Annotated in this window: 20 protein-coding genes; 13 read left to right on the top strand and 7 right to left on the bottom strand. The window is 72.1% G+C overall.

Features of this window, described 5'->3' with window-relative positions; all coding sequences use genetic code 11:
• Positions 1-17 precede the first annotated feature (17 nt).
• Complete coding sequence (locus tag AB0230_RS09435) at positions 18-1,343, top strand: NAD(P)/FAD-dependent oxidoreductase (protein ID WP_366375362.1); 1,326 nt, start codon at positions 18-20, stop codon at positions 1,341-1,343.
• Positions 1,344-1,379: 36 nt separating this feature from the next.
• Here AB0230_RS09435 and AB0230_RS09430 read toward each other — a convergent pair whose 3' ends face one another.
• Positions 1,380-2,240 (bottom strand): sulfurtransferase, encoded by an 861-nt coding sequence (locus AB0230_RS09430; RefSeq protein WP_366375360.1) that lies wholly within the window; start codon positions 2,238-2,240, stop codon positions 1,380-1,382.
• A 4-nt stretch (positions 2,241-2,244) separates the two neighbouring features.
• Entirely contained in the window at positions 2,245-2,757 is a 513-nt protein-coding gene (locus AB0230_RS09425; protein WP_366375358.1) for a DUF4188 domain-containing protein, read from the bottom strand.
• A 69-nt stretch (positions 2,758-2,826) separates the two neighbouring features.
• On the opposite strand from AB0230_RS09425, the gene AB0230_RS09420 reads away from it, so the two are divergent.
• Positions 2,827-3,441: a MerR family transcriptional regulator gene (locus AB0230_RS09420; protein WP_366375356.1), complete on the top strand. Its 615-nt coding sequence runs from the start codon at positions 2,827-2,829 to the stop codon at positions 3,439-3,441.
• Here the strand turns inward: AB0230_RS09420 and AB0230_RS09415 are convergent.
• Positions 3,438-3,728, bottom strand: a complete 291-nt coding sequence (locus AB0230_RS09415) for a DUF4287 domain-containing protein (protein WP_315995159.1) — start codon at positions 3,726-3,728, stop codon at positions 3,438-3,440. The genes AB0230_RS09420 and AB0230_RS09415 overlap by 4 nt on opposite strands.
• 89 nt (positions 3,729-3,817) lie before the next feature.
• Here AB0230_RS09415 and AB0230_RS09410 point away from each other — a divergent pair, with 89 nt between their 5' ends.
• Together AB0230_RS09410 and AB0230_RS09405 are read left to right on the top strand one after the other, a co-directional pair.
• The gene (locus AB0230_RS09410; protein WP_363578250.1) at positions 3,818-4,279 is read left to right on the top strand and encodes a GNAT family N-acetyltransferase; all 462 of its coding nucleotides are present in this window, start codon (positions 3,818-3,820) and stop codon (positions 4,277-4,279) included.
• Positions 4,279-6,039, top strand: coding sequence for a S16 family serine protease (locus AB0230_RS09405; protein ID WP_366375491.1), 1,761 nt, complete (start codon positions 4,279-4,281; stop codon positions 6,037-6,039). The genes AB0230_RS09410 and AB0230_RS09405 overlap by 1 nt, the downstream gene beginning before the upstream one ends.
• A gap of 43 nt (positions 6,040-6,082) precedes the next feature.
• Here the strand turns inward: AB0230_RS09405 and AB0230_RS09400 are convergent, their stop codons facing one another.
• Positions 6,083-6,865 carry a siderophore-interacting protein gene (locus AB0230_RS09400; protein ID WP_363578251.1) on the bottom strand — a complete coding sequence of 261 codons (783 nt, stop codon included), beginning with the start codon at positions 6,863-6,865 and terminating at the stop codon, positions 6,083-6,085.
• Positions 6,866-6,947: 82 nt separating this feature from the next.
• Here AB0230_RS09400 and AB0230_RS09395 point away from each other — a divergent pair, with 82 nt between their 5' ends.
• From AB0230_RS09395 to AB0230_RS09380, 4 genes are read left to right on the top strand one after another with little or no spacing between them, the layout of a single operon-like run.
• A complete protein-coding gene (locus AB0230_RS09395; protein ID WP_363578252.1) occupies positions 6,948-7,925 on the top strand; it encodes an ABC transporter substrate-binding protein in 978 nt (325 codons plus the stop codon).
• A gap of 40 nt (positions 7,926-7,965) precedes the next feature.
• Positions 7,966-8,940 (top strand): iron chelate uptake ABC transporter family permease subunit, encoded by a 975-nt coding sequence (locus AB0230_RS09390; RefSeq protein WP_366375353.1) that lies wholly within the window; start codon positions 7,966-7,968, stop codon positions 8,938-8,940.
• Positions 8,933-9,943 carry an iron chelate uptake ABC transporter family permease subunit gene (locus tag AB0230_RS09385; RefSeq protein WP_366375351.1) on the top strand — a complete coding sequence of 337 codons (1,011 nt, stop codon included), beginning with the start codon at positions 8,933-8,935 and terminating at the stop codon, positions 9,941-9,943. The genes AB0230_RS09390 and AB0230_RS09385 overlap by 8 nt, the downstream gene beginning before the upstream one ends.
• Positions 9,940-10,698 (top strand): ATP-binding cassette domain-containing protein, encoded by a 759-nt coding sequence (locus tag AB0230_RS09380; RefSeq protein ID WP_366375349.1) that lies wholly within the window; start codon positions 9,940-9,942, stop codon positions 10,696-10,698. Before AB0230_RS09385 ends, AB0230_RS09380 begins: the two co-directional genes overlap by 4 nt.
• Positions 10,699-10,702: 4 nt before the next feature.
• Here the strand turns inward: AB0230_RS09380 and AB0230_RS09375 are convergent, their stop codons facing one another.
• From AB0230_RS09375 to AB0230_RS09365, 3 genes are all read right to left on the bottom strand, one after another.
• Positions 10,703-10,924: a hypothetical protein gene (locus AB0230_RS09375; protein ID WP_315995152.1), complete on the bottom strand. Its 222-nt coding sequence runs from the start codon at positions 10,922-10,924 to the stop codon at positions 10,703-10,705.
• Positions 10,925-11,093: 169 nt separating this feature from the next.
• Positions 11,094-12,083, bottom strand: coding sequence for a DNA-3-methyladenine glycosylase 2 family protein (locus tag AB0230_RS09370; protein ID WP_366375347.1), 990 nt, complete (start codon positions 12,081-12,083; stop codon positions 11,094-11,096).
• A 73-nt stretch (positions 12,084-12,156) separates the two neighbouring features.
• Positions 12,157-12,918, bottom strand: a complete 762-nt coding sequence (locus tag AB0230_RS09365; protein WP_363390878.1) for a winged helix-turn-helix domain-containing protein — start codon at positions 12,916-12,918, stop codon at positions 12,157-12,159.
• A gap of 440 nt (positions 12,919-13,358) precedes the next feature.
• On the opposite strand from AB0230_RS09365, the gene AB0230_RS09360 reads away from it, so the two are divergent.
• The 5 genes from AB0230_RS09360 to AB0230_RS09340 all read left to right on the top strand — a co-directional run bounded on the left by AB0230_RS09360 (position 13,359) and on the right by AB0230_RS09340 (position 18,801).
• Complete coding sequence (locus AB0230_RS09360) at positions 13,359-13,658, top strand: GNAT family N-acetyltransferase (RefSeq protein WP_366375345.1); 300 nt, start codon at positions 13,359-13,361, stop codon at positions 13,656-13,658.
• Between the two features lie 169 nt (positions 13,659-13,827).
• Positions 13,828-14,037, top strand: coding sequence for a hypothetical protein (locus AB0230_RS09355; RefSeq protein WP_315995148.1), 210 nt, complete (start codon positions 13,828-13,830; stop codon positions 14,035-14,037).
• 1 nt (position 14,038) lies between these two features.
• Positions 14,039-14,356, top strand: a complete 318-nt coding sequence (locus AB0230_RS09350; RefSeq protein ID WP_363390874.1) for a hypothetical protein — start codon at positions 14,039-14,041, stop codon at positions 14,354-14,356.
• Between the two features lie 159 nt (positions 14,357-14,515).
• The gene (locus AB0230_RS09345) at positions 14,516-15,670 is read left to right on the top strand and encodes an exonuclease SbcCD subunit D (RefSeq protein ID WP_366375342.1); all 1,155 of its coding nucleotides are present in this window, start codon (positions 14,516-14,518) and stop codon (positions 15,668-15,670) included.
• Complete coding sequence (locus AB0230_RS09340) at positions 15,667-18,801, top strand: SMC family ATPase (protein ID WP_366375340.1); 3,135 nt, start codon at positions 15,667-15,669, stop codon at positions 18,799-18,801. The genes AB0230_RS09345 and AB0230_RS09340 overlap by 4 nt, the downstream gene beginning before the upstream one ends.
• Positions 18,802-18,816: the final 15 nt, after the last annotated feature.

The raw sequence follows: 18,816 nt of genomic DNA, 5'->3' as shown, positions 1-18,816 counted from the left end.
GAGCACGCGGAGGACGCATGGACACGGTGGACACCCTCGTCGTCGGGGCGGGCATCTCGGGCCTCGCCGCCGCTCGGCTTCTGGCTCGCCACGGGCATCGGGTGGTCGTGCTCGAAGCGCGCGACCGCGTCGGCGGGCGCGTCTTCACCGACCGCAGCGGAGGGCACGTCACCGATCGCGGCGCGTCGTGGATCCACGGCATCGACGACAGCCCGGTCGCCGAGGCGGCCCGCGCGTTCGGGATGCCGACGGTGGAGTTCACGGTCGGCGGATACCAGCCCGATTCTCGTCCGCTGACGTACTTCGACGCCGCCGGGCGCCGTCTCTCCCCGGAGGCCGTGCGGCAGTACGCCGACGACATCCGAACGCTGAACGCCGTCCTGGTCGACGTCATCGCCGCGGCCGACGACGATGCGACCTACGGTGAGGTCGTGGAGCGCGCGCTCGCCGCCCAGGGGTGGGACGCCGAACGCGCGGAGCGCGTGCGGGAGTACAACGACCGTCGGGCCCAGGAGCAGTACGGGATCGGCATGCACGGCCTCGGCGCCCACGGGCTCGACGACGACACCGTCAACGGCGACGAGGTGGTGTTCCCGCAGGGCTACGACGAGCTCGCCTCGAACTTCGCCGAGGGGCTCGACGTGCGCCTCGACCACGCGGTCTCGCGCGTGCGGTGGTCGTCGGAGGGAGCCGAGGTGGAGACCGCCCGCGGCACGTTCCGCGCTCGGCACGTCGTGGTCACGGTGCCGGTGGGGGTGCTGCACGCGGGCGATCTCGTGCTCGAGCCCGCCCTGCCCGCGGCGCACGCCCGCGCGCTCGGCCTTCTGCGCATGAACGCCTTCGAGAAGGTCGTGCTGCGGTTCGCCGAACGGTTCTGGGATGCCGGGGTTTACGGCATCCGCCAGCTCGGCGACGAGGGGGAGTGGTGGCACTCCTGGTACGACCTGGGGCGCCTGCACGACGAACCCGCCCTGCTGACATTCGCGGCGGGTCCTGCCGCCGTCGCCACGCGGGAGTGGAGCGACGACGAGATCGTCGCCTCCACCCTCGCGCAGTTGCGGCGCCTGTACGGTGGCGCCGTGGCCGAGCCCGAGAGTGCGATCGTGACCCGTTGGCAGGACGACCCGTTCTCGCGCGGCTCGTACGCCTACATGCTGCCGGGCTCGGTCGGCGCCGACCACGACGACCTCGCCGCACCCCTCGGGGACGGGACACTGCATCTGGCCGGGGAGGCGACGTGGGGAGACGACCCGGCGACGGTTCCCGGCGCCATGCTGTCCGGGCACCGCGCCGCGCAGAACGTTCTGGGCCGCGAGGTGCCGGTCAGCGACCTCTGGGTCTGACGCCGCGGCGCGGGGTCCCTCGTCGCGGGAGCCTGCTCAGCGCGGGTCGGATCCCGTCGCCATGGGCAGCTCGGGGTGGTTCGACCACTGGCTCCACGATCCCGGGTACAGCCGCGGCTCGAATCCCGCGAGCGTCAGGGCCACGGCCTGGTGCGCCGCCGTCACCCCCGACCCGCAATACACCCCCACGCTCACGCCGTCCTCGGCGCCGAGCATGCGGAAACGCGATCCCAGCTCCTCGCGTGAGCGGAAGCGGCCGTCGTCGCCGATGTTCTCCGTCGTGGGGGCGCTGACCGCCCCGGGCACGTGTCCCGCGCGGGGGTCGATCGGCTCGACCTCGCCGCGGTAGCGCTCGCCGGCGCGCGCGTCGAGCAGGAGTCCCTCGGCGGCGAAGTCGGCGACGTCGTCGAAGTCGAGGACGGGCAGGGCGCCGTACGTCAGTTCGACCGTCCCGGGGGCCGGGGGCGCGGCATCCCCCTCTTCTCGTTCGTACCCGGCGTCGTTCCAGGCCCGCAGGGCCCCGTCGAGGAGGCGGACGTCGGTGAGACCGGCGTAGCGCAGCAGCCACCAGGCCCGGGCGCTCGCCATGTTGTTCGCGTCGTCGTAGACCACGACCGTGTCGCCTGCATCGATCCCCCACCGCCGCGCCGTCGCTTGCAGGTCGTGGACCGAGGGCAGCGGATGCCGGCCCTCGGTCGGCACGCCGTGCGCGGCGAGGTCGCGGTCGAGGGCGACGTACTGCGCGCCGGGGACGTGCCCCGCACGATAGTCCGGCCGACCGTCGGGGCGATCGAGCCGCCACCGCACGTCGAGCACGCGCACCGGCCCGCCGTCGGGATACGCCCCCGCGGCGAGGGCGGCGTTCAGGTCGGCGGCAGTGGTGAGGATCGATTCCATACGCTCATTCTGACCCCGCGGCTCCGGCCCGGGCGCTGTGCGTGCGGCCGTCCGCCACGCGTGCACGACCCCGGTCGTGACGGGACGGGATCGGCACGACGGCCGTCGCCTTCGGCAAGCCCATCGGGGGAGTGCCGACGTAGATGGTCTCGGCCCGGTCGACGAGGTACGTCTCGTGCCAGATGCCGACGACGCCGGGGTTCTTCCGCGCTCGACGGTTGAAGCGGGTCCACGCGGGCCGGTGCTCGTGCGACGGCGCCGAGGCGTAGGCGTAGAGCTTGTCGAGCGACGACCAGTACTGCACGAGGTAGGGGCCGCGCGATCCGAGCAACATCGTGAAGCCCATCAGACCCGAATCGGGGTCGACGCTGAGTTCGCGCAGCATCCTGGGCATGTCGCCCATCAACGGCATCCACTGGTCGACGCGCCACCAGCGGTTGACGGTCATGCCGATGTGGAAGACGACCAGTTCGTCGTCCCAGCGGTGGGTCATCCGACCCTGATTGATGGATGCCATGGCTCGTCCTCACTCGATAGTGTCACTATCCAGTGTTGGATAGTCCTGCTATCGAGTCAAGGGGGCAGTGTGCGGATCTCAGAACTGGCGACGCGCAGCGGCGTCCCCGTCGCCACGATCAAGTACTACCTGCGCGAGAAGCTCCTGCCCGAGGGGGAGCGGTCCTCCCCTACGCAGGCCGCCTACGGCGAGGCGCACGTGCAGCGCCTCGGCGTCATCCGCGCCCTCGTCGACGCGGGCGTGGGGATCGCGGGCGTGCGCAAAGTGGTCGCGGTCCTCGAGGAGCCGCCCGAGAACCCGTACGACCTCCTCGGTGCGGCCAACGCCGCTGTGACGCCCGCGGCCTCCACCGATCTCGACCTCACCGCGGCGTTCGCGCTGCTGGATCGCATGGGCGGCGCGCCGCAGCACTGTTTCCCCGAGCAGATCGCCGCGGTCGCGCACGCCCTCGCGACCCTCGATCGAGCGGGGTTCACGGTGCCGGACGCGGTCATGGACGCCTACCTCGAGCACCTCGGTGCGCTCGCCGAGGCCGAGCTCGCGGCGACTCCCGACACCTCGATCGAGGACGCCGTGCGCTACGTGGTGCTGGGCACGGCGCTCGTCGAGCCGCTCATCCTGGCGCTCCGTCGCGTCGCCGAGCAGGTGGCCGCCTCGCGACGCTTCGGCTCCGGCGCCCCTTAGGCGCGCGGATTCGACGCGGCGCCGTCGAGCCAGAGCTCGTCTGTCGCGTCGCCGTGCGGACCGGGGCGGCCGACGTGCGCGTCGCTGATCTTCGGGCCCTTCGTGATCACGTGGACCAGCGCCATCCCATGACCACGACCGAGGTCGTAGTCGTCCTTCAGCCACTGCAGGATGGGGCCGGCCTTGGTGCCGGGCCCGAACCCGCGCTCATCGGCGAGGGCGAGGAACTGACGAGGGGTGAGCCCGGTCTTGGTCTCGATGTTGTCGAGGTACGCCTGGAACGACATGACGCGAGGCTAGCGTCGCCGTCCCGACCACGTCCATCGAAGAGGCGGTCGCGTCCGCGCCGTGCGCGACGCCCCGGTACGGTCGAAGGATGGCCGTCACCCTGCACCGGGCGCCCGTCGCCGACATCGCCCCGCTGACGCTGTACCGCATCCTCTGGATGCGCGTCAGCGTGTTCGTCGTCGAGCAGGAGGCCGCCTACCCCGAGATCGACGGGCGCGACATCGAGCCGGGCGCCGAGCTGATGTGGGCGAGCGAGGGCGACGACGTGCTCGCGACGCTCCGTCTCCTGCGCGAGCCGTCGAACACGCGGATCGGTCGGGTCGCCACCGCCGCCGCTGCCCGTGGCCGCGGCATCGCCGCCGACCTCATGCGCGCGGCGGTGTCCCACCTGGATGCCGAGGCTCCCGGCATCCCGATCCTGCTCGACGCGCAGGAGCACCTCGCGCCGTGGTACGGCCGGTTCGGCTTCGTCGTCTCGGGCGAGCGCTTCTCGGAGGACGGCATCCCGCACGTGCCGATGAGTCGCGCGCCCAGCGTCGGCACCGCGTGATGCGTCGGTCGCTGCCGGTCGCGGCCCTCGCGCTCGCCTGCGTGCTCGTTCTGGCGGGATGCGACCTGAAGTTCTCGCTGGGGTTCGGCTCGGGCTCCGACGGGTCGTTCTCGGGGTCGGAGCTGACCGTGCCCGTTCTCTACGCGAGCGGCAAGAAGGGCGGGGTGACCAGCCAGCGCATCACGGCCGACTCCGCAGACGGCGGTGACCTGAGCATCGACATCACCGAGAACGACGTCAGCGGCGTCGACCCAATCACCCAGTCAGCGACGTGGACGGCCGTGACCGCGGCCACGCTGCTCACCGGAGCCCGGCCCGACACCGCGTACACGTTCGGTTTCGATGCGCGCATCGCCACCCCCGCGGCGGGGGCGGTCACCGCGGTCGGCGTGCTCGCGCTGTACTACGGCGCCGACGTGCAGCCCGGGGTCGCGCTCACGGGCGGGGTGACCCCGCTCGGTGCCGTGAGTCCGGTGGCGGGGCTTCCCGAACAGGTCTCGGCAGCGATCGAGGCGGGCGGGATCGACACCATCCTCGTGCCCGCGGGCCAGCGGACGGCGGTGGATGCCGAGGGCATGGCCGTCGACCTCGATCAGCTCGCCGCGACCGGGGGGATGACCATCACCGAGGTCGCCGACATCGCGAGCGCGTACGCGGTCATGACCGGGGAGGACCTCCCCGAGTCCGTCTTCCCGACGCCTCCCCCCTCGCCCTCGGCCCTGCCCACGGCGGCGGATGCACCCGCGGTGCCGGATGCCGTGGCCACCGCCGTCGACGATGCGCTGGATCGCGCGCGGTCGTCGCTCGACTCCGCGCCCGGAAGCACCCTCGCCGACCGGGCGCGGGCGGCGGTCGCGCGCGGCGAGCAGCTGCTCGCGGAGGACGACTCGGGCGGCGCGTGGGCCGCCGCGACGACCGCCGCCGACACCGCCGCCGCGGCTGCGGCGCCCGCGCTTGCATCGACGGATGCGCAGACGCTCGCGACGGCCGCCGTTGCCGACGCCGACGCGCTGCTGGGTGAACTGGCAGCGGCACCCTCGTCGCTCGACGATGCCGATCCGGTGCTCGCCGCGATCGGGTGGGCGGCCGAGGCCGACGCGCTCGCCCAGCAGGCGCAGGCGTTCCTCGCGGCCGACGCCGACCCCTCGCTCGCCGCCGCGGGGCTGACCTCCGCTGCCCTGGCATCCTCGGCGGTACAGACCGCACGGGCCCTCGCGGAACTGCGCACCGACATCGACGGGGCGGGCGGGCTCGCGTCCGACGCCGACCTCGACGGTCTCGCGTCGCTGCTGCGACGGGCGGCGGTGGCCGCGACCGACGCCTACGACGCGCGGCGCGGCGACAGCCCGCTGGCGGCGGACGACCTGAACGGCTTGCGCACGACAGCGCTCGAGACGGCACGCGACGCGTTGGGCGCGCGGGCTGACGAGGGAGGAGCGTGGCTCGCCCTGGGTGTCTCGACCGCCGCCTTCGCGCGCAGCTCCGCGGCGCTGTCGGCGCAGTCCGCCGTGCGGGTGCCCGACGGTGTCGACCCCTCGGATGCCGTCGCCCAACGCATCGGGATCGCCGACGAATACACGGTCCGGGCGGTCGACGCCCTCACAGCCACCGGTGCCGCCCTTCCCCTCCTGCGGGGCGCTCTCACCGATGCGGCGTCCGCCGCGGCATCCTCTCCCGTCCCGGGTGCCTCGGCGGTGTTCACGACGCCGTTCCTGCGCGCGCGGGTGCTGGCCTTCGCGGGCGGAGTGCAGCGCGACTGACCGGGCGGCCGCGGGTTCGTGCCGGCGCAGGGCGGGCGACGGATCAGTGCGGCGCGTGATACTCCGCCGTTCCGCGCTTCCAATATCCCTTCACGATCGTCGCTGCAGGGTCGCCGGTCCATCGGTCGAGCAGGAGTGCCCGACCCGCCCGCACGATCGACTGCTCGGCGGCGACGAAGCCGAAGACGCAGCCGTCCGGCCGCTCCTCGAGGTCGAGCGCGTCCAACCAATCGGTGAGCTCCGAGCCCGCGGGGCGTTCTCCGCGGTGCAGCTGGACCACCTCCACACCCGTGGGTGCGGCGATGGGCAGGTCGTAGGCGGCGGAAGGGACCTCGACGGCGATGCGCCCCACGGCCTCGTCATCCATCGCCTCGGCGAACCGCCGGATCGCCGGGACCGCCGTCTCGTCGCCGGCGAGCAGCCACGCGTCCGGTCGGCCCGTCAGTACCATCGATCCCCGCGGTCCGCCCACGCCGACGGGTGCGCCGATCGGGGCCGTCTCGGCCCATCGGCTGCCGACCCCGTCGCCGTGCAGAGCCACGTCGATGTCGAGTCGTCCGGCCTCGGCATCCCACCCGACGGGCGTGTACTCCCGGTTCGGTGACGTCCGCATCTCGTCCGTCGTGGCCGCTGCCTCGGGGAAGAACACGCGCACGTGATCGTCGGCGCCGGGGGAGTCGAAACCCCGCAGATCGCGGCCCTCGAGGCGCAGGCGCACGTATGCCGGCGTGAGGAACGTCCGAGCAGCGAGCGTCGCCGAACGGAAGACGAGGTCATGTCGGCGGGGTTCGAGGCGGGCGTCGCATCGCGAGTTCGACAGATTCACATAGCTAAGGCTAACCTAACTTTTCCGAGGGTCGGGGTCCTCCCACCGCTCGCGCACCGTACACAGCACCGGAGTGACACACATGAGTTCTCGCCTGTCCCGCACCGCCCTCCGCCCCGCCGCGATCGTTTCGCTCGCTGCCGCGCTCGCCCTCACCGGCTGCGCCTCGGGAGCAGCCGCGCCCGCCGAGAGCGACGCAGCGACCACCGTCACGGTCGAGGACAACCACGGATCGATCGAGGTGCCGGTGGCGCCGGAGCGGGTCGTCGCGCTCGACAACACGACGTTCGAGACGCTCAGCGAGTGGGGCGTGACCCTCGTCGCGGCCCCCAAGCCGCTCATGTACGACCTCTGGCCCTCGCTCTCGGGCGGCGACGAGGTGCTCGACGCGGGCCTGCACCGCGAGCCGAACATCGAGAACATCCTCGCGGCCGACCCCGATCTCATCGTCGGCGGCTACCGCTTCCGCGAGATCTACGACCAGTTGAAGGAGATCCAGCCCGCGACGATCGAGACGAGCCCGCGCGACGGCGAGGAGCACACGTCCGAGCTCAAGCGTCAGACCGCGATCCTCGGCCAGGTCTTCGACAAGAACGACGAGGCGGCGACGCTGAACGCGGATCTGGATGCCGCCATCGCCGACGCGAAGGCCGCGTACGACCCGTCGCAGACGGTGATGGGGCTGATCACCTCCGGGGGGAAGATCTCGTACGCCGCTCCCGGAGAAGGCCGCGGGGTCGGACACCTCTTCCCGACGCTGGGCCTGACCCCCGCCCTCGACCGCGCGGCCGAGGACGCCTCGCACGGCGACGACATCAGCGTGGAAGCGATCGCCGCCGCGAACCCGGAGTGGCTGTTCGTGCTCGACCGCGACGCGATGTTCGGGGAGGACGGATATGTCTCCGCGAAGGAACTCGTCGAGAACGCCGAAGCGCTGAAGAACGTCCCCGCGGTGCAGAAGAACCAGATCGTGTACCTCGACGGCAGCTTCTACCTCGACGAGGGCATCCAGGCCTACACGAAGCTCTACCGCTCGGCCGCCGAGGCCTTCGCTTCCTGACCCCGGTGGGGGTCCGGATGCCCGGGCCCCCACCCCGCTCATGATCGTCACTGCTCCCTCTCCGCCCACGCTCCGGAGTCGCCTCGCCGTGCCGACGGCTCTCGCGGGCGTCGCCGGCCTCGTCGTCCTGTCGCTCTTCGTCGGCGCCTACGACATCGCCGGCGACGGTTTCGGCGCCGAGATGTTCTTCATCTCGCGCGTGCCCCGCACCCTCGCCCTCGTCCTCGCCGGCTGCGCGATGGCCGTCTCCGGCCTCATCATGCAACTGCTCACGCAGAACCGTTTCGTCGAGCCCTCCACCACGGGCACCTCCGAGTGGGCCGCGCTCGGTCTGCTCGTGACGGTGCTCTTCGCACCGGCCGCGCCGCTCATCGTCCGGATGGTCGTGGCATCGGTCGCCGCGTTCGTCGGAACGATGGTCTTCATCGGCATCCTGCGCCGGATCTCCCTGCGGTCCTCGCTCGTCGTGCCGCTCATCGGGATCATGCTCGGCGCGGTCGTCTCGGCCTTCACCACGTACCTCGCCGTCTCGACCAACTCGCTGCAGATGCTCGGCACGTGGTTCATGGGCAGCTTCACCTCGATCGTGCGCGGACGCTACGAGGTGCTGTGGGTCGTCGCCATCGTCGTCCTCCTGGTCTTCCTGTACGCGGACCGCATCACGGTTGCGGGCCTCGGGCGCGACATCGCGACCTCGGTCGGGCTCGACCACACGCGCGTGATGCTCATCGGCACCGCTCTCGTGGCGGTCGCCACGGGCGTCACCACCGTGGTGGTGGGTTTCCTGCCCTTCCTCGGGCTGGTCGTGCCGAACCTCGTGTCGATGTGGCGCGGCGACAACGCCCGCGCCAACCTGCCCTGGGTATGCCTGGGCGGGGTGGCCATCGTCGTCGTGTGCGACATCGTCGGGCGGGTGATCCGGATGCCGTTCGAGGTCCCCGTCTCGATGATCCTCGGGGTCGTCGGGTCCGCGGTGTTCATCACCCTGCTGCTGCGGGTGCGTGCCCGTGGCTGAGGTGCTGGTCCGCTCCGCCCCGCCGCGCACGGCCCGACGCCCGCGGATCGCCCTGCGGTTCGGCATCCTGATCCTCGTCGTGGTGGTCGCCGCCGTCGGGGTCCTCACCTGGAACGTGCCGGGGGAGCCGGGCTCGCGGGCCTTCTGGCTCGCCGTGAACCTCCGCGTCGTGAGCGTCGCGACCATCGCCCTCGTCGCCTGCTGTCAGGCGGTGGCGACGGTGCTGTTCCACACCGCGACGGCGAATCGCATCCTGACCCCGTCGATCATGGGCTTCGACGCGCTCTACGTCGTCATGCAGACGGCCCTCGTGTTCTTCTTCGGCAGTGCGGCGCTCTCGGCGACCGATGGCCTGCTCAAGATCGTCGTGCAGAGCGTGCTCATGGTGGGCTTCGCGACGTTGCTGTACGGCTGGCTGTTCGCCGGTCGTCGCGGGAACCTCCACATCATGCTCCTGGTCGGCGTGGTGCTGGGCGTCGGCTTCGGTTCGCTCTCCACCGTGATGCAGCGGCTCCTCACACCGAGCGACTTCGACATCCTCTCGGCCCGATTGTTCGGCAACCTCTCCAACTCGGATGCCGAGTACCTGCCGTGGGGCGCCCTCGTCGTCGCCGTGGTGCTCGTGCTCGTCTGGCGCGCGCGGCATCGCCTCGACGTGCTGGCGCTCGGCCGCGAGGCATCCGTCAATCTGGGACTCGCCTACCGGCGCGAGGTCATCGGGATGCTCGTGCTCGTGGCCGTGCTGATCTCGGTGTCGACCACGATGGTCGGGCCGATGACGTTCTTCGGCTTCATCGTCGCGACCCTCGCGTACCAGCTCGCGGGCTCGGCGCAGCACCGCGTGGTGCTGCCGTTCGCGGTGCTGCTCGGCATGGCGACCCTGCTCGGCGCGTACGTCGTGCTGCGGCACGTGTTCTACGCCGCCGGGATGCTCTCGATCATCATCGAGTTCGTCGGCGGCATCTTCTTCCTCGTCTACCTCCTCCGAAAGGGGAGCCTGTGATCTCGCTCACCGACATCACGATGACCTACGGCGACCTGACCGTGCTGGGCCCCGTGACCCTCGACATCCCCGCCGGAGGGGTCACGGCGCTGGTCGGCCCGAACGGCGCGGGCAAGTCGACCCTGCTCACGATCGTCGGGCGCCTGACGACCGCGACGAGCGGCCGCGTCACCGTCGCCGGCCACGACGTGACGACGACGCCGGGGCGGACGCTCGCGAAGATCGTGTCGATCCTGCGGCAGGAGAACCACTTCGTCACGCGCCTCACGGTGCGCGAGCTCGTCGGTTTCGGACGCTTTCCGCACTCGCAGGGGCGGCTCACCGCTCTCGACCACGCGAAGATCGACGAGGCGATCGCCTTCCTCGACCTCACCGAGCTGTCGGGCAGGTACCTCGATCAGCTCTCGGGCGGGCAGCGCCAGCGGGCGTACGTGGCGATGGTGCTCGCGCAGGACACCGACTACATCCTTCTCGACGAGCCGCTGAACAACCTCGACATGAAGCACGCCGTGGCGATGATGGGGCAGCTCCGCCGCGCGGCCGACGAACTCGGCAAGACGATCGTCATCGTGGTGCACGACATCAACTTCGCGGCGGCCTACGCCGATCGCATCGTCGCTCTCGCGGAGGGGCGGGTGGTGCACGTCGGCACCCCGGGAGAGCTCATGACACCGGACACGCTCGAGGAGGTCTTCGGCACCCCCGTCGACGTGCGTCGAGACGGACCGTATCCGCTGGCGGTGTACTACCGGTGAGCCGTCAGAGCTGGATGCCGTTGTCCTCGTCGTTGACGCCGACGTTGCGGCCCCGACTCGACTCGTAGGCGATGAGCCAGCCGACCGATACGGCGGCGGCGATGACCACACCCAGCCAGACGTTCTGCCAGACGAGTCCGAAGAGGATGCCGAGCCCCAGCAGCAGCACGCTCCCGAGGACCCAGTACGTACGTCCGCGCGGCCAGCCGGTGCCCGATTGCATCATGCGCCCACACTAGGCGGCGCGTGCTCGCCCGGGCGGGTGGTTGCGTCCTCGGTGCGACGCGGTCGGTGCCGCGGCCCGTTTCCGTTCGAACGCGTCGAGCGCTCCGCGGGCATTCCTGGGGCGGCACAGGCGGGCATCGCCTCCCGGCGTGTTCGCCCCCGTGGGGCGGTCACCGATCGCGGTGATCCTCCGGGTGCAGGCGCGGACCGCGTCGGGGCTCCAGCCCCGAACCGGCGTAGATGAGGCGGATCACGCGCTGCCGGTGCCCCGCGAACGGTTCGAGCAGCTCGAGCATCCCGTCGTCGTCGGTGCGATGACCGGTGAGGGCGTACCCCACCTGGTGAGCGAGGTGGTAGTCGCCCACGCTCACGGCATCCGGGTCTCCGAAGGCGCGGATGCGCGCCTCGGCGCTCGTCCAGATACCGACGCCGCGCAGGCTGATGAAGACGCGATCTCGCGCCTCGCCGTCGGTCGCCGCGCTCGCCGCGCGGACGACGGTGGCTCCGCGACGCGCGGTCTCGACGATGGTGCGCGACTGGGGCGGTTCGAGACCCGCACGGTGCCAGGCCCACGAGGGCACGTGTCGCCAACCCTCGATGTCGGGCGGGGCGAACATGGGGCGCGGCGTCGGACCCGGTGCCCGCTCGCCGTACCAGGTGACGATGCTCCGCCACGCGGAGAACGCCTGCATGCTCGTGACCTTCTGCTCCATGATGGCGCTCACCAGAGCGTCGAAGACCAGGTCGGTGCGCCCGATACGCAGATCGGGATGCCGGTGGTGCCACGCCGCGACGGACGGGTGCCGAGACGCATCGAAATCGTCGGGATCGTCGTGCGCGCCGCACAGGGCGGGGAGCTGGTCGAGCGCCCAAGAGGCGCCGGGCCCCCAGGCCGCCGCCCTCACGCCACCCCCGACACGCTGACGGAGGGCGAGAGTCGCAACACCAATGGGTGTGCGACTGACCCGCCAGACGACGCCGCCGTTCGCCAGCGGCGCGGTTGCGAGGTAGGTCGGGTCGTTGGTGCCGTGGCGCTGCGCCGAGACCGTGCGACCGATGTCGACCGCACGAGCGGGGCGATACTCGGTCTCGAGGGGGCGCTCAGCCGGTGCGATGAGCTCGCGCGTCGAGCGCCGCGTGCGCACCCCGGTCGACCTCATGCCGACACCCTACGTCGCATCGCCGACATCGCGGCATCCGTGGGCCCGATCCGCTGCGCGGAGGCCGGAACGATCAGAAACGGTCGGGCGAGGGCGTGCCGTGTCCGTAGCGGATCGAGACGTCGGCGTGACGGTCGAAGCGGTAGCCGACGCCGCGCACGGTGCGCACGATGTCCTCGTAGGCGCCGAGCTTGGCGCGCAGGCGCCGCACGTGCACGTCGATGGTGCGCTCGCCGGGGGCGTCGTCGTCGGTCGCGCCCTCCCACAATGAGGCGACCAGCTCGGTGCGCTCGATCGTGCGTCCCTCGCGCAGGACGAGGTACTGCAGCAGCTCGAACTCCTTGAAGGTGAAGGCCGCCGATTCGCCGTCGATCAGGACGCGCTTGCGCGAGATGTCGACGACCACGCCGCCGGGGGCGCGGTCCTCCTCGGCGGGCTCGTCCTTCGTGCGCGCGACGGCCGACGGCTCGTGCAGGGCGAGGCGGACGACGTCGACGTCGCGACCGCCGGAGCCCACGGGGGCCAGGGCGACCGTGGCGTACGTCTCCGCGGCGGGCGCCAGCTCGCCGAGCGTGCGACGCAGGGCCTCCACCAGGGTGCCGAGGCTGACGCCGGCGGCGGCGGCCTTGGCCTCGTCGATGCCGACGTACAGGGCGAACCCGCGCGGAGCGGTGGCGGTCGCCGCCCGGGGAGCGTCGGCGGCGGCCGCAGGGTCGGTCACCGCGGCGGGGCGCGGAGCGGCGGCTCGGGGCGTGGCGGGGACGGTCACGCGCGGAGCCTGCGGGCGGGCGGCGGAGGCGGTCTGAGGGCGGTCGAGAACAGCGGAGATCGACATGAGGAGAAAGTCCTTGGGTGGGTGAACCCGGAAGCGTCGTCAGAGAGCGGGGTTCGACGGGAGGTGAGGGCCGAAGGGCCGGAGCGCGGCACCGTGGAGCGCGTGATCGACGCGGGTCTCAGGTGACCGGGGGACGAGGTCGGCGTTCAGAAGCACGAGGTCGTCCGGGCGAGGGGTCGCTGTTAGCGGCACATTCGACAACACATGACGGCGCGGCCGGGCATCATCATGCCGGCAGTCCTGTTCGCCTCCCGGGCGGACAGAGAAAGCGCAGTCACAGTCATGGGGGCGATTATTACCTACCGCGTCGGGAACCGTCAAATCCGTCCTGCGCGTCGGATCGCCGAGCATTCTGCTCAGCGTCGGTGGGGGATCTCGGAGAGAGCCGGGCATTCTGCTCGGAAGAGCTCGCCCTCGCGGGAGCGGCGTACTCTCTCGGCATGGCCGATCTGAGCTTCGCCGACGACAAGACGGCATCCCGATTCACCCTCCACGACGGGGACGACCTCGTCTCCGTCCTCGACTACCGGGACGACGGGCGCACCGTCGCCCTCACACGCGCCTTCACCGTCCCGACCTTCCGCGGGCACGGGTACGCCGCCGTCATCACGGAGCGGGCGGTCGACGCGATCGAAGCCGCGGGTGACCGCGAGATCATCCCCGTGTGCTGGTACGTGGGGGAGTGGTTCGAGGCGCACCCCGAGCGCGCGCGTCTGCTGCAGGCTCGTCGCACGTCCTGACGGTCGGGCGGCGACTGCGCTCCGGGCCGCTCCGCCGGCGGGCGCGCGCGACCCCGTTCGGCGTCGCAGCGGGGCTGATGCCCGCACCTACGCGCGCCGTCGGCGAGCGTCAACCCCTGCCCGCGGGTTCCGCGGCCCGAGGAAGCTGGAGATCTCGAAAGGGGGAGTCATGAACGACGACCGCGATCTGCCCGAAGGCGTCATCGACGCCGATCCGCCCGGTGGATGGGAGAGCGGCGACGTCGCCGACGCCGAGACCGCCGAGCGCAACGACAGCGCGAAGGGCTCGCCGCGTCTGAACGACGCCGCGCCCTCGGATCCCATCGAAGGCGACGCCGCCAGCCACGGCATCGACCCCGACCTGAGCACGGAGGACTGACATGACGGACGAGACACGGGCCCCCGAGCCTGCCGACGGCCCGGACGGCGGCGCCGGAGCAGCCGATTCGGTCGGCGGAGCGCTGCACAGCGACCGGAAGGCCGCGCGCCCCGACGAGCAGTCGGGGCCGGCGATGGACACGCACCCCACCGACGACGAGGCCCGGATCCAGGGTGTGATCGTGCAGACGCGCGCCGACGTCGGCGACAAGAGCGAGGAGCGCATCGCCGACGTGCTGCGTCAGCGCTTCGCAGAGGTCGGGCTCGACCTCGGCGACGACCGCATCCGGGCGATCGCGGCGGAGGTCGCCGGCTCCTGACCGTCGTCGTGAACGCCCCGCACTCTTCCGGGATGCGGGGCGTTCGTGCGTTCGGCGGCGACCCCCGCCCTCCCGGACGACGCCGCGCCGCGCCGCGCACGGGCTCCCCGTCGGGCGTCGCTGCGAGCCGATGTCGGAGGTGCGACGTACCGTGGCTGCATGCGGATCCTGCACACCTCCGACTGGCATATCGGGCGCACCTTCCACGGGCACTCGACGCTCGACGCGCTGAGCGCGGTGCTGGCCGCGCTCGTCGAGCAGGTGCGCGAGAACGCCGTCGACCTGGTCGTCGTGGCCGGAGACGTCTTCGACTCGGCCGCTCCGTCGGCCGCCTGCTACCCCGTGCTCACGCAGACGCTGGCCTCTCTGACCGAGACCGGGGCGAAGGTCGTGGTCACCAGCGGCAACCACGATTCGGCGGCGCGGCTGGGCTTCCAGTCCGCACTGCTGCGCGACGAGATCACGGTGATCACCGACCCCGCGACGGTGGGGACGCCGGTCACCCTCGTCGACGCCCACGGTCCGGTGCACGTCTACGGCATCCCGTACCTCGAGCCCGCCATCGTGCGCCATCTGTGGAAGGGCGTCGAGCTGCGCACTCAGGCGCAGACGATGGCGCACGCGTTCGGGCTCATCCGCGCCGACATGGCCGAGCGCGGCGGTCGTGCCGTGGTCGCCGCCCACTGCTTCGCCGCCGGGGTCGATTCCACGCCCGGCGTCGAGCGCGAGATCCGCCAGGGCGGTCTCGACGTCGTCCCGCTGTCGACCTTCGACGGGCCCGACTACGTGGCACTGGGGCACATCCACGGTCGTCAGCAGTTGTCCGACCGGGTCCGGTATGCGGGGGCGCCGGTGCACTACAGCTTCGGCGAGGCGGGCAAGCCGCGAGGGTCCTGGCTCGTCGATCTCGACGCCGACGGCCTCGCCACGGTGTCGTGGCTCGCCCTGCCGGTCCCACGGCCTCTCGCGACCCTGCGGGGGTCGCTCGAAGAGCTGCTCACGGCCGACCGGTTCGCCGGTCACGACGAGCACTGGGTGCGCGCCGAATACACCGACGCCACTCCGCAGCCCGATCCGATGCGCCGGTTGCAGGCCCGCTTCCCATGGTGCGCGACCGTCGTGCACCTCCCCGAGAACACGAGGGACGACGACGCCGTGGGCTATGCCCGACGCGTGCGTGCGGCTCGCGACGACGGCGAGGTCATCGACGCCTTCCTCTCGCACGTTCGCGAAGGCGAGGCGGCGTCGGAGGCCGAACGCGCCCTCATCCGGGAGGTGCTCGACGCGCGTCGAGTCGCGGAGGCACGGTCGTGAAGCTGCACCGCCTCGAACTCGAGGGCTTCGGACCGTTCCTCGAGACGCAGACCGTCGATTTCGACGCCTTCGCCGCGGACGGCATCTTCCTCATCACCGGCCGCACGGGCGCGGGCAAGTCGAGTGTGCTCGACGGCGTCTGCTACGCCCTGTACGGGGGAGTCCCGCGATACGACGGCGCCGAGCGTCGACTGCGCAGCGATCACTGCGCACCCGACGATCCGACGCGGGTGACGCTCGAGTTCAGCGCCGCCGGGCGCCGCTGGCGCATCACGCGCTCGCCCGAGTTCGAGCGCCCCAAGCGCCGAGGCGGGGGAACGACCAAGGAGCCCCACCGGGCGCTGCTCGAGGTGTCGACCGACGAGGGGTGGACGGGCGTCGCCGCGCGCCCCGTCGACGTGGCCGCGCAGCTCGACGAGATCCTCGGGCTCTCGCAGCAGCAGTTCCTCCAGGTCATCCTGCTCGCTCAGAACCGCTTCGCGCGATTCCTGCTCGCGAAGAACGACGAGCGGTTGGGCCTCCTGCGCACCCTGTTCGGCACCCGCACCTTCGAGCAGTACGCCACCGATCTCGACGACCGCCGCAAGCGCGCCCACGACGCGCTCGCGGCCGAGGGGGTGGAGGTGACCACTCTGCTCGACGAGGCCGAACGCCTGGCCGGAGAGCTCGATGCCGTCGACCCCGACCACGGTGGCGTCGACGCCGACCAGTCGGGGGATGCCGGCGCAGACGCCCACGCCGGTTCACTGTCGAGCGTCGACCGGCTGGCCCGTATCGTGCGGTCCGTCGAACGCGCCGAGTACCGCGTCGAGACCCTCGCGCGCGAACGCGAGGCAGCCGATGCGCGCCTGGACGCCGCCCTGCTCGCGGAGCGGGATGCGACCGCGCTGCGGGAGCGTCAGGACGAGCGGCAACGGGTCCGCGAGCGGCTCGCCACTCTGGAGGGCGACGACGAACGCATCCGCGCGTTCCGCGCCGAAGCCGCCCTCGCGGCGGACGCGGAAGGCATTCGCAGCGCCCTCGAGAGCGAGGCGGCGACGGCCTCGACCGCGGCCGCCGCGACCGATCGCGTGCGCGCCGCAGCCGACGCCGCGCGGGTGCTCGGCGAATCGGTCGGCAGCACCGACGACGACATCGCCCTCCTGCGTACGCCGGGTGTCGAGCCCGACATGAGCACGCCTCCCGTCGAGGCGAGCGTCGCCGTCGACCTCGACGACGCGTTGGCCCGGCGCGCCGACGACCTCACCGCATCGCTGTCCCGCGGAGAGGCGGCGCTCGCCGCCGAGGGCGAGGCGCGCGGGGTCGACGCCGACATCGAGAGGATCCTCGCGCGGGTGTCGACGGCGGACGCGGAACGAGAGGCTCTCGTCGGCGGCCGCGCCGACCTCCCCGCGATGCTCGCGACGCTCGACGAGCGTCTGACCGAACTCGTCACGGGAGCCGCGCGTCGGGAGGCCGCGATCGTCGCGCGTGATGAAGTGCGTCGCCGCCTCGAGGCCTCTCGCGAAGCGGCCCGTCTGCTCGAGCACCGCGATCAGGCCGACCTCGCGTCGCTCGTCCGCTCCGACGCCCTCCAGCGAGCCGTCGAGGCGTGGACCACGCTCCTCCGGCGACGGCTCGACGGAGCCGCCGTCGAGCTCGCCCACGATCTCGTCGACGGCGAGCCGTGCGCCGTGTGCGGTTCGCGGGAGCATCCGCACCCCGCGCGGGGCGGCGCCGCACCGGTCTCCGACGATGAACTGGCGTCCGCTGAGGAGCGCAAGAACCTCGCCGCCGAAGAAGACCGCCTCGCATCCGACGCGGCGCGGGTCGCGCGAGACGCCCATGCCCTGGCCGCGGCTCGGGCGGGCGGAGAAGACGTCCAGACGCTGACGGCCCGACTCGCGACAAGCGAGGAGGAGGTCGCTCAGGCGACCGCCGATGCGGAGGAGCACGAGCGGGTGCGGCTCGAGCGCGCGGCAGCGAGCGATCTCGGGGAGAAGATCGCCCGACGCCTCGACGAAGTGGGCGACGAGCTCGCCGAGGCCCGCCAGGAGCTCGCGCTCGCGAGGCAGCGAGCCGAAGACCTCCAACGGGTCGTGGCCGACGCGCGCGGGTCGTTCGACTCGGTCGCCGCGCGCCAGCGCGACCTCCGGGCACGACGCGACGTGATCCGCGAGCTCCGTGACGCGCGCGCTGATCTGGCCCGGGCGCTCGAGGCGCAGGAGGCGGCCGACCGGGCCCTTTCTGCGCTGATCGCCGACAGCCCGTTCGCCGACGCGGCCTCCGTCGCGGCCGCGTTGCGTTCCGACATCGACCGACGTCGACTCGAGGGCGTGGTGGCCGAGTACACCGCGACCGTGACCTCCGCCCGGGAACGGCTCCTGGAGCTCGAGCTCCAGCTCGCCGGTGCCGATGACGAGCCGCTCGAGCTCGCCCCGTTCGTCGCCGAGGTCGCCTCCGCGCGAACGGCCGTGCAAGATGCGGCTGCGGCACACGCGGCAGCGCGGGCGCTGGCCGAGCGACTGCGGGCGCTCGCGGAGCGCGCCGATGCCGCTCACGCCTCGGTCGCCGCGCTGGTCGCGGAGCACGCGGTCATCGCGCGGTTGGCCGACACCGTCGCGGGACGCGCGCCGAACACGCGCCGCATGACCTTGGAGACCTTCGTCCTGGCGGCGGAGCTCGAAGAGATCGTGGCGGCCGCCAACGTCCGCCTCGATGACATGTCGTCCGGCCGTTACCGTCTGCAGCACACCGACGCGCTCGCGGCTCGAGGCGCCGCGAGCGGGCTCGGGCTCGAGATCATGGACGCGTTCACCGGGCAGTGCCGACCGCCGCAATCGCTGTCCGGGGGAGAGACCTTCCTGACCTCGCTCGCCCTCGCCCTGGGGCTCGCCGAGGTGGTCACCGCCCGGGCGGGCGGCATCCATCTCGACACGCTCTTCATCGACGAAGGGTTCGGCTCCCTCGACGACGACACGCTCGACCTCGCGATGCGCACCCTCGACGAGTTGCGACAGGGCGGACGCACGGTGGGCGTCATCAGCCACGTGGCCTCGATGAAGGATCAACTGCCGGCGCAGTTGCACGTGACGGCCACCCCGCGGGGCCCGAGCGTGATCCGGCACGACCACGTGGTGACGCCTGTCTGAGAGAGGGGGCAGCAC

The sequence above is a fragment of the Microbacterium sp. NPDC089190 genome, from assembly GCF_040701795.1.
Classification (GTDB): domain Bacteria; phylum Actinomycetota; class Actinomycetes; order Actinomycetales; family Microbacteriaceae; genus Microbacterium; species Microbacterium galbum.
The sequence above is the reverse complement of the archived record's forward strand: the minus strand, read 5'-3'. Positions and strand labels throughout refer to the sequence as shown.

Coding starts and splice junctions, on each gene's coding strand:
- AB0230_RS09395 (WP_363578252.1), top strand. CDS start 6,948: ATGAGTTCTCGCCTGTCCCGCACCGCCCTCCGCCCCGCCGCGATCGTT.
- AB0230_RS09435 (WP_366375362.1), top strand. CDS start 18: ATGGACACGGTGGACACCCTCGTCGTCGGGGCGGGCATCTCGGGCCTC.
- AB0230_RS09415 (WP_315995159.1), bottom strand. CDS start 3,728: ATGTCGTTCCAGGCGTACCTCGACAACATCGAGACCAAGACCGGGCTC.
- AB0230_RS09410 (WP_363578250.1), top strand. CDS start 3,818: ATGGCCGTCACCCTGCACCGGGCGCCCGTCGCCGACATCGCCCCGCTG.
- AB0230_RS09370 (WP_366375347.1), bottom strand. CDS start 12,083: ATGAGGTCGACCGGGGTGCGCACGCGGCGCTCGACGCGCGAGCTCATC.
- AB0230_RS09375 (WP_315995152.1), bottom strand. CDS start 10,924: ATGATGCAATCGGGCACCGGCTGGCCGCGCGGACGTACGTACTGGGTC.
- AB0230_RS09365 (WP_363390878.1), bottom strand. CDS start 12,918: ATGTCGATCTCCGCTGTTCTCGACCGCCCTCAGACCGCCTCCGCCGCC.
- AB0230_RS09430 (WP_366375360.1), bottom strand. CDS start 2,240: ATGGAATCGATCCTCACCACTGCCGCCGACCTGAACGCCGCCCTCGCC.
- AB0230_RS09345 (WP_366375342.1), top strand. CDS start 14,516: ATGCGGATCCTGCACACCTCCGACTGGCATATCGGGCGCACCTTCCAC.
- AB0230_RS09355 (WP_315995148.1), top strand. CDS start 13,828: ATGAACGACGACCGCGATCTGCCCGAAGGCGTCATCGACGCCGATCCG.
- AB0230_RS09425 (WP_366375358.1), bottom strand. CDS start 2,757: ATGGCATCCATCAATCAGGGTCGGATGACCCACCGCTGGGACGACGAA.
- AB0230_RS09405 (WP_366375491.1), top strand. CDS start 4,279: ATGCGTCGGTCGCTGCCGGTCGCGGCCCTCGCGCTCGCCTGCGTGCTC.
- AB0230_RS09390 (WP_366375353.1), top strand. CDS start 7,966: ATGATCGTCACTGCTCCCTCTCCGCCCACGCTCCGGAGTCGCCTCGCC.
- AB0230_RS09360 (WP_366375345.1), top strand. CDS start 13,359: ATGGCCGATCTGAGCTTCGCCGACGACAAGACGGCATCCCGATTCACC.
- AB0230_RS09350 (WP_363390874.1), top strand. CDS start 14,039: ATGACGGACGAGACACGGGCCCCCGAGCCTGCCGACGGCCCGGACGGC.